Genomic DNA, 15,297 nt, shown 5'->3' on the forward strand with positions numbered 1-15,297 from the left:
CAAAGGCCGTTTGGCTTTTGAATAGAGCTGTACTCTTTCCTCTTTATTAATTCATCTATTTTTTTATCTTCTTACTGTAATAGAGATCAAATAAGCATTTGCGTATGATTACATACTGCTTCCGCATTTTCCTGTTTCACATTTCATTGGTGGGATCTCTTTTTTGGGTGCTTTTACGGTATTGTCTGCTGCACATTTTGTGCTCAGTCTACCGGTCTCTTGGACACGAACACAATCATATACCTCTTTCGTACTTAAGGCTTTGAGTACACATTCCCGTCTGTTGTCCTCTTTTTCAAGCTGGTTTAAAATGTTCATTTTCTTTTTCACGAGTAGAGTAGAACCATCAACCATACTTGCACCACATTTCCCTGGACCACACTTCATACCATCTTCTGTTAAGTCACTGGTTTTATCTTTATCGGTACACCCTGACAACAGTGATAGGGTTAAAAGCAGTGTGATCATTAGCTTTGATTTCATTCATTCTCCTTGGATTGTTTTAATTGATATTTTTCATACATTTCATAAAAAATCGGAATAAGAAAGAGACTGAGTATAGCGGAACTGACAAGCCCTCCTATCATCGGTGCAGCTATACGCTGCATGACTTCACTTCCTATACCCGAAGTGTACATGATAGGCAGAAGTCCTGTCAAGATGGCAAATACTGTCATGAGTTTGGGTCTTACTCTTTGAACGGCACCTTCATAAATAGCATCGGAGAGGTGTTGTCTATTAAATCTGGACCCCATTTTTTTATGCATCGCTTCAACACTTTCTTGTAGATAGACGATCATAACTATGGCTGTTTCAGCGGCAATCCCAAGAAGTGCCAGGAAACCGACTATCACTGCAATACTCATATTAAACTGTAAGACATATAAGTACACTATACCGCCGAGTAGAGCAAAGGGAAGGGTGAAAAATACAATAAGGGTAGGTACGAACTCTCCCAGTGCAAAATAGATTAGGATTAATATCAACAAGAGTACAATAGGCACTATCCATTTTATTTTTTGCATGGCTGAGTGAAGGTATTCTGATTGTCCTTCCCATTCCAGGTAATATCCGGGAGGGAGTTGTATATCTTTTAAGATTTTAACGGCTTCTTCTTTGTATTTGACGGCACTCACGCCTGGTTGTGGCGTAATATAGATAAAGGTGACCGGTGTTGCCATCTCACTTTTGATCACAGAAGCACTCTCCTTATATTCTACTGTGGTAAAGGTGGAGAGCGGTACAAATCCGAGCGGTGTTTTGACCTGTATATTGCGTATATCATCAAGGTTTCGACGCTCTTCCTCTTCAAATCGCAGTGCGATAGGGTAACGTTCCAAACCTTTATACATAGTAGTGATCTTTTTCCCACCTATCGCTGCAGAAGTATATGCTTCGATCAGTGATTTGGAAATGTTATAACGCTGTAACGCCTCGGCATCTATGTTGATGTCGATGAAATACCCTGCACTTGCCTGGTCAGAGAAAACAGACTGTGTTCCTTTCAGTTCACGAAGTCTTGACTCGATCTGCATGGCTACTGATTGCAGCCCTTGTGCATCTTTTCCATAAAGTTTGATACCCAGAGGCGTTCTTATACCTGAGAGCAACATATCAATACGGCCGCGTATAGGGTAGGTCCAGGAGTTCACAAGCCCAGGTACCTGTAGTGCTTCTTCCATCTCCGCCATCAGTTTTTCATAGGTCATACCATCACGCCATTGTGACTTGGGTTTAAAAGTAATGATGGTTTCGATCATACCAAGTGGAGCAGGGTCAGTGGCTGAATTGGCACGTCCTCCCTTACCGAACACTGTCTCTACTTCAGGAAAACTTTTAATGATCTGATCGGTTTTCTGTGTCAGTGCTTTGCTCTGATCCACGGAGATACCATAAGGTGTCACAGGCATATACATCACGGTTTGCTCATTGAGCATAGGCATGAATTCCCAGTTTAACTTTTTGTAAAGAGGCAGTGCAAATAGAAGTCCGCCAACAGCAAGAAAAATAACAATGTATTTGAGTTTTAAAGCATGGACCAAAAGTGGATGATAAAGCCAAATAAAAAAACGGTTCAGCGGGTTCTTTGATTCGGGAATGATCCTCCCTTTGATGAAGTATATCATGAGTACAGGTACCAGTGTGACTGAGAGTATCGCTCCTGCAGTCATGGCAAAGGTTTTGGTAAAAGCAAGGGGGTTAAAGAGTAAGCCTTCTTGCCCCGAAAGTGCAAAGATCGGTAAAAAAGAGACAACTACAAGTGCCAGGGCAAAAAAGATAGGACGTCCCACAAGTTGAGAAGAGTGAATGATGGTTTTGATCCGTTCATCACGCTTTAGAGGTTCACCGTTCTCTTCGGTTTTTTTATGTATGGCCTTATGTGTATTCTCTATCATCACGATAGAAGCATCTACCATAGCACCGATAGCGATAGCGATACCTCCCAGACTCATAATATTTGAGTCTATACCAAAGATCTTCATCAGTAAAAAAGGGAGGGCAATGGTCAAGGGGAGCACGATAAGCATGATAAGTATGGAGCGAAAGTGCATCAAGAACAGACCAATGACCAGGATCACAATGATACTCTCTTCAAATAGCGTCGTTTGAAGTGTTTTGATCGCTGATCCTATCAGTCCTGAACGGTCATAGGTCGTGATAACATCCACATCTTCTATTTTGAGTTCTTGCATTTTGGACTTGATGCGTTTGATGACAGAGTAGACATCTTCCCCATATCGCACCATGACGATACCGCCTACCACTTCTCCCTCTCCATTGAGGTCTGCCAGACCACGTCTGGCACTCGGTACCATCTCTACACGTCCCAATTGGGAGAGCGTCAGAGGTACACTGTTCTTGGTCGTGACGACAAGTTGTCGTATCTCATCCAGATCTTTGATATACCCTTTGGCCTGTACCATCCACTCATAACCGTTTTGAATGACGATCCGTCCACCGGTGTCATTATTGTTCTCTTTGAGTGCTTGAGAGATATCTTTGATAGAAAGATCGTACTGGACGAGTGCATCATTGTTCAGGGTAATTTGATAGGTGGGAATAAACCCGCCTATACTGGCCACTTCACTCACACCATCTACACCCATCAGTGCATATTTGTAGTAATAGTCTTGAATCGTTCGCAGCTCATCAAGGCTCTTGGTTTGAGAGGTTAGGGCATATTCATAGACCCATCCGACTCCTGAAGCATCAGGCCCCAGTGTCACTTCCATCGTATCCGGAAGCTGACTTTGTATGGATGCCAGTTGTTCCAAAACACGGCTTCTGGCCCAATAGAGGTCTGTACCTTCTTTAAAAATAATGTAGATCAGAGCATTTTCATAGGTTGAAAAACCACGCACGGTTTCAATATCCGAGATAGCAAGAAATTGTGAAACCAACGGATAGGTTCCCTGATCTTCTATGATCTCGGGGCTTTGGCCTTTCCATGTGACTTGTACGATGACCTGTGGAGGAGAAAGGTCCGGCAGGGCATCCAGGGGAGTGTTCTTCATGGCCCAAATAGAACCTATGATGAGAAAGAGGGTGGTCATAAGGACAAGAAAACGATTTTTAGCCGAAAATACGATGAGTCGTTCTATCATTAATAGATCCCGTTTATCTGAGCATCGGAGTCCATCATGAAGAGCGCATTGTCTACCAACGTATCTCCCTCATTCAGTCCTTTTATGATCTCATAATGTTTTGCGTCCAGAGGTTTTACCTGAATGACCATAGGTTCATACTCTCCTTTGAATTCCGTTGCAAGAAAAGCATACCACAGTCCATTTTTACGTATCGCTGCAGTTCGAGGTATGACAAGACGACTTTTTGTATCGGCTGATGCATAGACTTTTGCATACATTCCCGGTTTTAATAACATGTCATCATTATCAAGTTGAAGTCTTAACGTAGCGGTTGCCTCTTTAGGGTCCAGTTCCGGGTAAAGAAGATTTTTTTGTGCTGTATATGTTTTGGAAATACCTTTGGCTTTGACACTGAAATGTGTAAGAAGAGGTAGATTTTCGATCTCATCCTGGTAGAGCTTGACCTCTACCCATACTTTGTCCAGGTTTACGATCTGAAAGAGCTTTTTTTGAGGGCTGAAAGATGCACCTTCATTAATGTTTTTTTCAAATATCCACCCCGACTGCGGTGCATAGATGGTGGTGAACGTATCGACCTTACGTTTAGTGTCGATGCGTTTGATCTCTTCATCATGTACACCTAAGAGGCGCAGTTTGGTTTTCGCACTCTGAAGCATTTGGGGAGAAGGGTGCTTTTCATTGAACTCCAAGGAGTGTAAGTAGTCCTGTTTGGACTTGTAGACTTCCGGAGAGTAGACATGGGCTAAGGCATCACCTTTTTCTACTTTTTTATAGAGTGTATCAGCAAAAAGTTTTGTGATATAGCCTGAAAACCATGCATGTATATCGATCTTTCGTGAATCTTCAGCAACGATATATCCGTAGTTTATTTGTTCTTTGGCGGATGTTATCTTTTTTACTTTTACAGTCTTTACACTAAAAAGCTGTTCTATGGTGGGGAAAGAGCTATTGTGTTCCTGAGAGAGTGACAACACCGGGATCAGTAAAAATGTGAGGATTGTTTTCATATGTATGGATACCATTATATTTCACCTATAAGAGATTTGAGTTGTGTCTGTGTTCGAAGGTATTCGCCTTTGATGGAGATGCGCTGTTCTTCCAGATCGAGTTTTTGTTCGAGAAGATTGGTGTAAGCAAAAAGGTCACCTCCGCTTTGAATGCCCGATTGACTCAGTTCGATCATATGTTCAAGCTGAGGCAGGCTCTCATTTTGGATAATGTGATAAACCTGGTAGGCTTCAGTGAGTTTGGCATACATCACAGTAATTTCACTCTCCAAAGAAGATCTGTAGTCTAAAGAGGCACTTGCTGCGGCAAGGGCTTCTTTACGTGCTGCTTCTGCCTGATGTTTTTCTGAACCATATAAAGGCAGAGAGATCCCCACTGTTACAGAGGCATAATCAGGAAATTCCTGACGGTTGTAATAGCCTACATTTACATAAGGGTCCGGTGTCATACTCAGCTCCTGTATGACTTTGTTCGCATCAGCGATATTTTTCTCAGAGAGTTTCATATGGTAGTTTAGATTGTTCTGTGACTTGGAAAGATAGCTTTCCAATGGTCCGGGAGGTTTTATTTCGAATGGATCAGATATCTTGGAGACCTCTCCTTGTACAAGGTATTTGAGTTTAGCCTGTTGGTTCTTCAAGATCATTTTATAGCGTTCATGTTTGATCTTTATTTTAGTAAGCATTAAATTTGCAGCCATCATGCTTGTGTGACTTTTATTCTCAGTAGATGCATAGGAGGTATAGAGATCTATATTTTGTTTGGCTACAGCGTTATACCGATTGACAATACGGATACGTGCTTCAAGTTCTTTCATGGTATAGGCTGTTATACGTATCTCTTTAGCCAGTGTGATCTTGGCTGCTTCATAGGAGTCCAATATAAGACTTTTTTGTGCTTTTGTAAAGCTTGTTCGAGCATCGAGTTTACCGAACCAAGGAAATTTTTGTTTCACATTAATTGCATTGAACTGCATAGGTTCAAGGCCACGGCCAGAGGGATTATCAAACTGTATGTCATTGATGGTCAAAGAGATATCCGGATTAGAGAAGTTCTGACTCTCTTCTATACGTGCATCCATTGCAGAGAGACGGTGCTGGATGGTCTGAAGTGAAGGGTGCTTTTTGAGTGATTGATCGATAAGTTGTTGAATACTTTCTGCCTGTAGCACACCTACAGTACATAAAGTAAAAAGAATGATACGCATTGTTTCTCCCGGGTTTTTTTGCTGTCCTAATTAAGATTAGATGTATTTTATCGTATTTCTGTGTACCCGGTGTGCAAAGGTTTGAACAATATAAAATCATATGCAATAAATGAGTTTAGATATAAAAAACAATAAAACCTATAGATTTACTTGACATTAAAAAAAGATTTGGTTACTATACACTTATAAAATGAAATTAGCACTTGTAAAAACCCTAGATATTTACATAAGACAAGGGTATTGCACATTTTTTAGTTATTTTAGTCTCCCCTATAGTCAAACTGAGAAAAATGTCAATGCTGTAAATTACTCTAGGGTCTTTAGAGGTGCTGATGATATAGCTAAGGCACTTACCTTAAAATGCTACTTCAATGAAAGGAAAGAATATGTCTCCAAGTTGTCCGATATCCACAAGAAGAGTTGACGCTAATATGGTAAGAATTATCTCTTTTCAGGTAGCACTTTTTACGCTTATATTTTTGATCTCACAAGAGAGTGCCTTTGCATGGGTCATACTGTTTGATTTTTTGATGCGAGCATTACGTTTATCAAGCTTCAGTCCATTTGAGCTCATGGGTAAGTTCGTACTCAGAGGGTGGGGTGTTGCACCTAAACTTTGTGATGAATCACCAAAAAGGTTCGCTCTGTATCTTGGTCTAGTCACTTCGTTGTTCATTGTCGTCTTTTATTTTGCCGGTTTTACACTATTTGCTACTGTGGTAGCAGTTATTTTATTAATTTGTGCATTACTTGAGACAGTATTCGATTTTTGTATAGGATGTAAGCTATACTATGCAATACAAATCGGTAAAGGTCTCTTAGGAAATGATAGGAATATCCAGTAAAACAATTTATGCGATCGCTGCACTTCAGGAGTTGGGCTCCATTCCCGACGATAAAGTCCTTAAGATAAAAGAGATAGCTGCCAATGCAGCTATCCCGCAAAACTTTTTGGAACAAATACTTTTAGAACTTAAAAAGCAGGGGCTTCTTACCAGCATTAAAGGTGCACATGGCGGGTACAAACTTGCAAAAAGCCTCAAAGATATCACACTTAAAGATGTGGTGCTTATCCTGGAGTCAGATATATTTGCCGATAATTACCAAACGGAGAGTCAGGCACTTAAACTTTTTTGGGATGACATTAAACAAAAAGTCTCATCGGTGTTCGAGATCCCATTGTCTGAACTGAAGAACTATCAACTTAAAGCCAACCAAATATTAAATTACTCTATATAGGAATAAAGATGAACAATACCACTGATTTTGACTATTTCAATACGCTGCTTGTACAAAGTGTAGGTTCTAAGGTAGGGCCTATTGCACCTACGATCACTCCGTCGGCTGCTTATGGTTATGAAAATGCTGAAGAAGCAGAAGGCATCTTTGCTGCACAGGTCAATAAACCGCTCTATGCAAGGGTAGGAAATCCGACTAATGCTAAACTGGAAGCTATAGTAGCGAAGATGGAAGGCGGATTCGGTGCCATTGCTACTTCTTCAGGTATGGGGGCTATTTCGATGGTATGCAGTGCTTTTTTATCTGCTGGGGATGAATTGCTTTGTATCGGTGGTTTCTTTGGGGGTACCTATTCACTTGTGAATGAAACGTTGGCACGTTTTGGTGTGAGGAACAGTTTTTGTACCGTAGATGATTTTGAACATATAGAAGCAACACTTCAGCGTGGTATCAAGATGGTTCTTTTTGAGTCTGTAGGGAATCCAAGCCTTACACTGCCTGATATACAGCGTATTATTGATCTTTGTAACAAGTATGAAACACTGGTCATGATAGACAATACCGCGACACCGCTTTTGGTAAGACCACTCGAGATGGGTGCAGATATCTCTGTGCACTCTTCAACCAAAAATATGTCCGGGCACTCAGCTGCACTTGGTGGGATCGCTGTTTTCAGAGCGGTAAAAGAGGAGGGTGAAAAATTATTGAACCCAAAATATGCCGATGTACATAAAATCGTGAAAAAGATGGGAGAAAAAGCATTTATACCTATCTGTAAAAAACGTGCCATTCGTGATTTCGGCATGACTGCCAATGCCTTTGGTTCATTTATGACCATGGTAGGGCTGGAAACACTCTCACTCAGGGTAGAGAGGATCAATAAAAGTGTTGAAACCGTTGCCGCCCTGCTTGATGAGAAACTGCCAGATGGGGTAAGTGTGAATCACCCATCATTGGTAACAAGCCCTGATCACGCAAGATATAAGTCGGACTTTGCACAGGGGTGTGGTCCTTTACTCACTATAGACTGTGGGACAAAAGAGAAGGCGTTTACTTTCCTCAACAAACTGAACCATGTGATACAAACAGCAAACATCGGGGACAATCGAACACTTGCACTGCATATGACCAGTACCATTTATAGTGATTTCAATGAAGAAACCCGTAAATTCCTGGGTGTACATGAAGGGTTGATCCGTGTCTCCATAGGTTTGGAAGATCCTAAGGTCATTGCAGAGGACTTTTTACAAGCTGCGAATGCATTGTAAGTTGTTATCGTGAGATATACATTTTTGCGTTTCTCTCTTTTCATTATGTTTATGTTGGTTTCTCTCGAAGCCAACAGTGAACAATCAGGACTTACCTATCTCAACAGTATAAGAGAAAAGAGCGGTCTTATCAAACTCAAAAGTAATAAAGCTTTACAAAATGCGGCTGCTTCTCATGCCCGCTATCTCATACAGAATCAAAGAAATGGACATTACGAAACAAAAGGAAACGAGGCTTATACAGGAAGTACACCTTCAGATCGTGTAATACAAGCAGGATACCCTTCCACTTTTGTGATGGAAAATGTCTCTATCAATACCCTAGGTCAGAAAAAATCCATAGACAATCTTTTTTCTGCTATTTACCATCGTTTAGTCTTTTTGAATTTTGATACGGATGAGATAGGGTATGGTTCTTCTTCTACGAAGAAAAAAAGACAGGTAAAACAAGCATATGTCTATAATATGGGTACGTCAGGTATTGCAGCACTTTGTCAAAAATCTTTTACTTTGACCAATGGTACCTATTATATGAGAGATAATTGTAAGCAAAGTACCAAGATGGTACCCCAGTCACTTTTTGAAGCAGCAAAAGATAAAGTACGAAGTAAAAACAGAGAGATAATACTCTATCCATATGCGGAACAAACTGACATTTGGCCTGCATTTTACAATGAGTCCCCGGATCCTCTGCCTGGTTATAAGGTGAGTGGTTTTCCTATTTCTGTACAGTTCAATCCTGCAAATTATAGCCACGTCAGATTGAAAGATTTTCGTTTATATGATGCGAATGGAAAAGAGATCAAAGAGACCAAGATCCTGCAACACAACAGCGATCCTAACCATATTTTAAGTGAATTGGAATTCGTACTTATGCCACTGAAAAGGCTCGAGTTCAACACAAGATACAGTGCCGTATTTGAAGGTGTTGCTGATGGGACTAAAGTAAAAAAACAGTGGAGATTCAGAACAGCAAAACCTGAAGAAAAAATATACAGGGTGAGTGAGAATAGGACAACATTGGCTGTCAAGGCAGGTTCAACCGCTCTCCTCTATATGGTACCCGTCTCAAGGAAAGATATCTTACACAGCTATCGCTCTAGGGGAGGTATCAAAGCCTCATTTATGGATCAAAATACGTTAAGAGTAACGTTCCCGAAGAGACGCTCTTCAGGAAGGGTCAGTCTGGATTTTGGCAAGCAAAAAGTTTTCTTTGACGTAGAGTAGTCAGAAGGAAGCTTTTAGACCGTAAAAATAGTTTTGTAACTGCATCATACCTTTGGTGGCAAACTGTTCCATAAAGCTTTCGAGTTTATCTTTTTCTTTCCATCTTGGATCGGTGACGTTCGCAAGTTTTTCCACTTCTGCTTTGGCCTGGATTTTCACTCCAACATGGTCTATGAGTCCTACATCTTTAGCTCGTTTTGCTGAAAATATATGTGCATCTGCATAGGCTTTAGCATGCTTTACATCCAAGCCCCTCGCATCGGCTACATCCTGAATGAAAAGCTCATAGGTATCTTTGGTAAGCCTTTCGAGTTCAGCACGTTCTTCAGCTGTCCATTCTCTTGTCGGCGTACCCGCTTCTTTGTAGGTACCTTCTTTGACTATTTGTGTTTTCACACCGACAGTATCCATCAGTTCCTTTATATTTGCACTCTCCATGATCACACCGATAGATCCCACGATGGAACCCGGATTGGCAATTATGGTATTTGCATAGATAGAAGCATAGTAACTTCCGCTTGTCATCATACCGGAAGCATAAGCAACCACAGGTTTATGCTCCTTTAACGCTTTGATCGCATAGGCGATCTCAATCGAAGGCGGCACCGCACCTCCGGGTGAATTTACGTTAAGCAGTACCCCTTTGATCTTAGGGTCTTTTTGTATCTCTTCTATCTCTTTGAGTATCATATCCGCATCCATGATGGGACCAGAAAGTTGAATCTCCTGTAGATTGGCAGGCTTTAATTCGGTCGTTGAAGAGGGCATAAACACAAGCAACACAATGAGTAAAAAAAGCATTCCTAAAAAGTGTTGTCCGATCCATTTGATCACTTTTCCTATAGCACTAAACATATTTTTCTCCTTCTATATAAACTTCTGAAACCTCTTTTGTATGCAAGATACTCCACAGTGCCAACTCTTCTGTTCTTTGAGGTGCTTCAGGCAGAGTAACGACTGCAAAGTCCGCAAGTTTGTCGACTTCTATTTTACCACAGTTCAGACCTAAGATATCAGCAGCATCTCCTGTCACTGCACGCAGCAGTTTTTCGGAAAGTTCTTGGAGCGGTATGTCGTTGTGCAGCATGACTGCAGCTTTGAGTTCATCGAAGATATTCAGTGAATCGTTGGAACTTAACCCGTCTGTAGCAACACTGAAAGGGAGGGATAGTGCTTCAATGGCTAGTCTGCCGCATCCCAGATACCTGTTAGAGCGAGGACAATGGGCAATGGAGTGTCCCTTCTCGGCCAAATAGTTTAACTCCTCTTTTGTTGCCTGTACACAGTGTGCAAAATGTGTCGGATAGGTGTCAAAGGCATGCATGAACTCTTTGACATTGGTGACAGTCGTGGAGGTGTTAAAGTATTTCAGAAAAAATGCTCTGAGCGTACCGCTACTGGATTCAAGCCATTCTCTTTCATCTTTTGATTCTAAAAAATGTGCACTGAGAGGCATCGTATGTTTTTTGGCCAGGTTGACGGCTTTTTGCTGAAGTATCGGATGGACAGAATAGGGAGAGTGTATTGCTACAGCAGGGGTGATACGAGAACTTTTATCACAGGACTGTGAGGCTCTTACTCGCTCTTGAAAGTCACCATAGAGCATATCTGCGTACATGGCATTTGAGCCTATGAGTTCATTAAAAAAGACCACACGTTGAGGCGTTTTTTCACATACTTCAAGTTCATTTCCAAAACTTGAAATAGCACCAAATGCCGTGATACCTGAACGCAGCATATTTTGACACTCATCCAGCATCATTGCGTTGTTACATGCCCCCATCAGTTCCTCCCGATGCTCTATCACAGAATCAAGCCAGGGTTTGAAAGCGCCATACATCAACGATGTTTTGTTTGCAGAAAACTCCAGATGTACATGGGTGTTGATAAATCCGGGATAGAGTATCGAATGGGGCTCGGCCTGGATGACTTCTGCATCGGGGTAACGTTGGATGAGTACTTCTAAAGGACCGATATCTTTAATGATTTCCGTAAATGCAACTGCTTGATTTTGTATATAGCCATCGGGTGTGTAGAGAAAGTCTGCATTTATTATCTTCATTTTGCCTCACATTTAATATATTTAGATAGAATAATACCTAAATTATATAAACAAGGTAGAAAATGAAAATAGTAGTGATCCAAGGTCCAAATCTCAATATGCTAGGAATCAGAGAGAAAAATATCTATGGCCCAATGAAATTAGAAGATATCCATTCGCAAATGAAAGCATTTGCTGATCAAAATAAAACAGAGATCGAATTTTTTCAAAGCAACTTAGAGGGTGAGATCGTAGATCGTATCCAGGAGTGTATCGGTGATGCCGATGGTATTATTATCAATCCGGCTGCATATACGCATACCTCTATCGCAATTCGTGATGCTATTGCAGCGGTACAGATACCTACACTTGAAGTACACCTTTCAAACATTTACCAAAGAGAGGAATTTAGACATAAGTCACTGATAGCACCTGTATGTGCAGGTCAAATTTCAGGTATGGGGCCATTTAGTTACCACTTGGCAATGGTTGGTATGACACAAATGCTTTCAGAAGTGGCAGCAATGAGAGAGCACCAGGCAAAAGCACAAGCAGCACAACAAAAATAATTCTAACCCTTTCCTCTCCTCCGAGAGGAGGGCTATACCCCAATTTTAAACCAAATCAAAAGGTCACTTATGAACTATATGCTCAAAGATGAAAATGCTATCTATTATGAATGTGGCTACAGTTGTGATAATGCACTTTATCTCTCTTTGGGAAGTGAAGCATTTTTTATCACAGACAGTCGTTACACCATTGATGCTACCCAAAATGTCAAAGGTGCAAGAGTGGTTATCAACCGTGACCTTTATGGTGAAGCCGTCTCTTTGATCAAAAAAGCCAGGGTTAAAAAAGTGATCTTTGATCCCAAAGAGTGGAGTGTAGATGGATTTGAGCGTGTAAGTTCACAATGTAAAGTAAAATTTGATCCGCAGTTGGATTTTTCGCATAAAAAGCGTATCATTAAAAGTGATGAAGAGCTGAAAATACTTGCAAAAGCAGCAAAGCTGGGTGCTAAAGCGTTTAAAGCACTGGCCAAAGAGTTTTCTACAAACGGTTTTGGTGAAAATGAATATACACTCACGTACAGAGCCAAAGGCATGTTGAGTGATTTCGGTAAATATGACCTGAGTTTTGATCCTATCGTGGCAGTAAATGCCAATGCTGCGAAACCTCATGCCATGCCAACCTCAAAAAATCTCGCTAAAAATGATCTGCTCCTGGTCGATGCAGGGTTGAAATATAAACGTTACTGTTCAGACCGTACACGTACGGTACAGGCAGATAAAGATTTTATGTTTGATACCAAACAGCGTTTTAAAAGTAAAAAGATACAAAAAGCCTACGATACGGTGCTTAAAGCACATGACAATGCCATTGCCAAAGCACGTTCCGGAATGAAAGCAAAAAAGGTAGATGCACTTACACGTGACATTGTCACCAAAGCAGGCTTTGGAGAGTACTATGTGCACTCAACAGGACATGGGGTAGGACTGGATATTCATGAAATGCCTTATATTTCTACAAAGTCGGATACTGTGATCGAGGATGGTATGGTGTATACTATAGAACCGGGGATATACATTCCTGATGAATTCGGTATCCGTATAGAAGATATGGTAGCAATGGTAGATGGTAAAGCTGTTGTCCTGTAGGTTATGGTATGATAAGAAAAAAAATAGACGAAAAAAACACTTTAATCAGAACAAAAGATTTTCCTTCTATTTTGTCAAGTCAAAGTGGGCATAAGGTATTACTGGGGATCGGTGGAAATATCGGTGATGTCGTACGTCGATTTGAACATCTTTTTTACTATTTTAAAAGATCTTCCTTAGTGCGTGTCATAGAGACAGCACCTATCGTGAAAAATCCCCCTTTTGGGTATACAGAACAGGGAGATTTTTATAACTCTTTACTGCTCATTGAGACGTTTTTAAGTCCCAAGGTGTTATTGCGTTATCTGTTGCGTGTGGAAAAGGTGTTTGGACGTAAACGTCTCTTTAAAGACGGTCCCAGAACATTAGATATAGATATCATATTTTATGAAAATGTGAAAATGGAAACCCAAGAACTGACACTTCCTCATCCGGGTTGGAGAGAACGGGCGTCTGTATTGATCCCATTATCAATGATGAAAGGCATATACAATGATTAATGAAACATTTGTTGCTTCTGATCCAAAAAGTGCATATGAACAAGCCGTAGAGAAATATGGAGAGGGTGTTGAGCTCATTTCAGCAAAACAGATCAAATATGAAGATGGCAAATTACGTTGTGAAGTATGTATCGCTGTACCTAAAGATATTTTTATGGAAAAGTCTTTTGGTAAGATCTCTGCCGAAAACAGTGATTCTGAGCAAGAAGATGATGCCGTACTGTTGGCAGAACTTGGTGAACTGAAAAAACAATTGTCTTTGATGAAAGAGGAGATGCTGGATTCAGAAGATGAGAGTGTCGTGCAAAAAGTGAAAAAACTTTTTATCAAAAAAGGTATTGCCAAAGTTTGGCTGGATGATATTTTATTGTCACTCATGGGAAGTAATATACTGGGGGATGCAGCACTTTTGGTCTCTTACTTGCTTGAAGAGATCGACGAGAGTCTGAAAGTACATGAAGAGACATTGGACGAGCCTAAGATCATGATGCTTGTAGGTCCAACGGGTGTAGGAAAAACGACGACCATTGCTAAACTGGCTGCACGTTATGCCTATTTGATGGATAAACCCTATAAAGTAGCCCTTCTCAATCTTGACAGTTATAAAGTGGGCGCATTTGAACAACTTGCACACTATGCGGATATTATGCAGCTTAAACACATTACTGTAGAGAGTCTAGAAGATTTTACTGCAGGTTTGGAAGCTTTAAGTGATTATGATGTTATATTGGTAGACACAGCAGGTATGTCACCGTATGATACGAAAAAATTTATTAAGACAGTAGAGTTTGTTCAGACGGATACACCTAGAAAACTGGAGGTAAATCTCGTTTTCTCAGCAACGGTGAAATATGAAGATATGGATGATATTTATAATAACTTCTCATTCTTGGATATAGACTCTGTGATGATCAGTAAATTTGATGAGACGAAACATTTTGGCACGTTGTTGAACTTTATGCTATTATACAATTTACCTATGAGTTATTTCTCGACAGGCCAGGAGGTACCGGATGATCTTATGGTCGCTTCAAAAGAGTATCTTTTAGAGCAGTTTATCGGTGATTTGGATGAAGCATGAAACACAGGCGTTTCATTTAGCGAAGATGATGCAAAAGCATCTATCCTGTCCGACATATGATCTAACCTTACCGCTTGTGGCCGTACGAAGTAATAAGCTTAAAAAACTAAGTCTGAATGACATACTGCTTACAGGGTTTAACAGATTAGAACTGTTATTAATGAATGGTGAAACTATCTGTGCTAAAATACGGCTCAGACCTATGCAGAATACGCATGTATCAGAAATTGTGTATATCGTTGATGATACGATAAAACAACTTGACAGTAAAAAATATAAAATGCTAAAGATCTCTTTTGGTACCGTGCAAAGCAAGGCGTTGGAAATAGGATCTACGATAGATATCACACATCTGGATCTGGGAAAAGTAACGCTTGTATCAGAGAGTAAAATGATCGCAGAGGGCTCTTTGGTCAATGTGGATGAAGAGATAGCAATACAAATTAAGAAAGTGAATTGA

General features: G+C 40.6%; 15 protein-coding genes. 9 read left to right on the plus strand and 6 right to left on the minus strand.

Annotated features, from left to right (window positions below):
* Positions 1 to 108: 108 nt before the first annotated feature.
* From MN086_RS04305 to MN086_RS04320, 4 genes are read right to left on the minus strand one after another with little or no spacing between them, the layout of a single operon-like run.
* Positions 109 to 483 (minus strand): hypothetical protein, encoded by a 375-nt coding sequence (locus tag MN086_RS04305; RefSeq protein WP_248576827.1) that lies wholly within the window; start codon positions 481 to 483, stop codon positions 109 to 111.
* Positions 480 to 3,605, minus strand: coding sequence for an efflux RND transporter permease subunit (locus MN086_RS04310; RefSeq protein WP_248576828.1), 3,126 nt, complete (start codon positions 3,603 to 3,605; stop codon positions 480 to 482). Before MN086_RS04310 ends, MN086_RS04305 begins: the two co-directional genes overlap by 4 nt.
* Entirely contained in the window at positions 3,605 to 4,615 is a 1,011-nt protein-coding gene (locus MN086_RS04315; protein WP_248576829.1) for an efflux RND transporter periplasmic adaptor subunit, read from the minus strand. The genes MN086_RS04310 and MN086_RS04315 overlap by 1 nt, the downstream gene beginning before the upstream one ends.
* 14 nt (positions 4,616 to 4,629) lie before the next feature.
* Complete coding sequence (locus MN086_RS04320; protein ID WP_248576830.1) at positions 4,630 to 5,823, minus strand: TolC family protein; 1,194 nt, start codon at positions 5,821 to 5,823, stop codon at positions 4,630 to 4,632.
* Positions 5,824 to 6,209: 386 nt separating this feature from the next.
* On the opposite strand from MN086_RS04320, the gene MN086_RS04325 reads away from it, so the two are divergent.
* Genes MN086_RS04325 through MN086_RS04340 form a run of 4 tightly spaced genes read left to right on the plus strand, consistent with a single transcriptional unit; the run spans position 6,210 to position 9,557 of the window.
* Positions 6,210 to 6,668 (plus strand): DUF4395 domain-containing protein, encoded by a 459-nt coding sequence (locus MN086_RS04325; protein ID WP_248576831.1) that lies wholly within the window; start codon positions 6,210 to 6,212, stop codon positions 6,666 to 6,668.
* Positions 6,649 to 7,062 carry an Rrf2 family transcriptional regulator gene (locus tag MN086_RS04330; protein ID WP_248576832.1) on the plus strand — a complete coding sequence of 138 codons (414 nt, stop codon included), beginning with the start codon at positions 6,649 to 6,651 and terminating at the stop codon, positions 7,060 to 7,062. Before MN086_RS04325 ends, MN086_RS04330 begins: the two co-directional genes overlap by 20 nt.
* Before the next feature lie 8 nt (positions 7,063 to 7,070).
* A complete protein-coding gene (locus MN086_RS04335) occupies positions 7,071 to 8,330 on the plus strand; it encodes a PLP-dependent aspartate aminotransferase family protein (protein WP_248576833.1) in 1,260 nt (419 codons plus the stop codon).
* Positions 8,331 to 8,339: 9 nt separating this feature from the next.
* Positions 8,340 to 9,557, plus strand: a complete 1,218-nt coding sequence (locus tag MN086_RS04340; protein WP_248576834.1) for a CAP domain-containing protein — start codon at positions 8,340 to 8,342, stop codon at positions 9,555 to 9,557.
* Here the strand turns inward: MN086_RS04340 and sppA are convergent, their stop codons facing one another.
* Both sppA and MN086_RS04350 read right to left on the minus strand, forming a co-directional pair.
* A complete protein-coding gene (gene sppA / locus MN086_RS04345) occupies positions 9,558 to 10,412 on the minus strand; it encodes a signal peptide peptidase SppA (protein WP_248576835.1) in 855 nt (284 codons plus the stop codon).
* A complete protein-coding gene (locus tag MN086_RS04350) occupies positions 10,405 to 11,619 on the minus strand; it encodes a metal-dependent hydrolase (protein ID WP_248576836.1) in 1,215 nt (404 codons plus the stop codon). Before MN086_RS04350 ends, sppA begins: the two co-directional genes overlap by 8 nt.
* Before the next feature lie 62 nt (positions 11,620 to 11,681).
* On the opposite strand from MN086_RS04350, the gene aroQ reads away from it, so the two are divergent.
* The 5 genes from aroQ (at position 11,682) to MN086_RS04375 (ending at position 15,297) form a co-directional block, all read left to right on the plus strand.
* A complete protein-coding gene (gene aroQ / locus MN086_RS04355) occupies positions 11,682 to 12,167 on the plus strand; it encodes a type II 3-dehydroquinate dehydratase (protein WP_248576837.1) in 486 nt (161 codons plus the stop codon).
* 69 nt (positions 12,168 to 12,236) lie between these two features.
* On the plus strand, positions 12,237 to 13,256 hold the full coding sequence (locus tag MN086_RS04360) for a M24 family metallopeptidase (RefSeq protein ID WP_248576838.1): 1,020 nt from the start codon (positions 12,237 to 12,239) through the stop codon (positions 13,254 to 13,256).
* Between the two features lie 8 nt (positions 13,257 to 13,264).
* Positions 13,265 to 13,756: a 2-amino-4-hydroxy-6-hydroxymethyldihydropteridine diphosphokinase gene (gene folK, locus MN086_RS04365; protein WP_248576839.1), complete on the plus strand. Its 492-nt coding sequence runs from the start codon at positions 13,265 to 13,267 to the stop codon at positions 13,754 to 13,756.
* Positions 13,749 to 14,837 (plus strand): flagellar biosynthesis protein FlhF, encoded by a 1,089-nt coding sequence (locus MN086_RS04370; RefSeq protein ID WP_248576840.1) that lies wholly within the window; start codon positions 13,749 to 13,751, stop codon positions 14,835 to 14,837. Before folK ends, MN086_RS04370 begins: the two co-directional genes overlap by 8 nt.
* Entirely contained in the window at positions 14,827 to 15,297 is a 471-nt protein-coding gene (locus tag MN086_RS04375) for a hypothetical protein (RefSeq protein ID WP_248576841.1), read from the plus strand. Before MN086_RS04370 ends, MN086_RS04375 begins: the two co-directional genes overlap by 11 nt.

Origin of the sequence: Sulfurovum sp. XGS-02, assembly GCF_023213175.1 — a bacterium.
In the GTDB taxonomy this organism is placed as follows: domain Bacteria; phylum Campylobacterota; class Campylobacteria; order Campylobacterales; family Sulfurovaceae; genus Sulfurovum.

Bases quoted from the DNA above. Each gene is read 5' to 3' on its own strand.
- aroQ (WP_248576837.1), top strand. From the start codon at position 11,682: ATGAAAATAGTAGTGATCCAAGGTCCAAATCTCAATATGCTAGGAATC.
- MN086_RS04305 (WP_248576827.1), bottom strand. From the start codon at position 483: ATGAAATCAAAGCTAATGATCACACTGCTTTTAACCCTATCACTGTTG.
- MN086_RS04325 (WP_248576831.1), top strand. From the start codon at position 6,210: ATGTCTCCAAGTTGTCCGATATCCACAAGAAGAGTTGACGCTAATATG.
- MN086_RS04350 (WP_248576836.1), bottom strand. From the start codon at position 11,619: ATGAAGATAATAAATGCAGACTTTCTCTACACACCCGATGGCTATATA.
- folK (WP_248576839.1), top strand. From the start codon at position 13,265: ATGATAAGAAAAAAAATAGACGAAAAAAACACTTTAATCAGAACAAAA.
- MN086_RS04330 (WP_248576832.1), top strand. From the start codon at position 6,649: ATGATAGGAATATCCAGTAAAACAATTTATGCGATCGCTGCACTTCAG.
- MN086_RS04315 (WP_248576829.1), bottom strand. From the start codon at position 4,615: ATGAAAACAATCCTCACATTTTTACTGATCCCGGTGTTGTCACTCTCT.
- sppA (WP_248576835.1), bottom strand. From the start codon at position 10,412: ATGTTTAGTGCTATAGGAAAAGTGATCAAATGGATCGGACAACACTTT.
- MN086_RS04360 (WP_248576838.1), top strand. From the start codon at position 12,237: ATGAACTATATGCTCAAAGATGAAAATGCTATCTATTATGAATGTGGC.
- MN086_RS04310 (WP_248576828.1), bottom strand. From the start codon at position 3,605: ATGATAGAACGACTCATCGTATTTTCGGCTAAAAATCGTTTTCTTGTC.
- MN086_RS04335 (WP_248576833.1), top strand. From the start codon at position 7,071: ATGAACAATACCACTGATTTTGACTATTTCAATACGCTGCTTGTACAA.
- MN086_RS04320 (WP_248576830.1), bottom strand. From the start codon at position 5,823: ATGCGTATCATTCTTTTTACTTTATGTACTGTAGGTGTGCTACAGGCA.
- MN086_RS04370 (WP_248576840.1), top strand. From the start codon at position 13,749: ATGATTAATGAAACATTTGTTGCTTCTGATCCAAAAAGTGCATATGAA.
- MN086_RS04375 (WP_248576841.1), top strand. From the start codon at position 14,827: ATGAAGCATGAAACACAGGCGTTTCATTTAGCGAAGATGATGCAAAAG.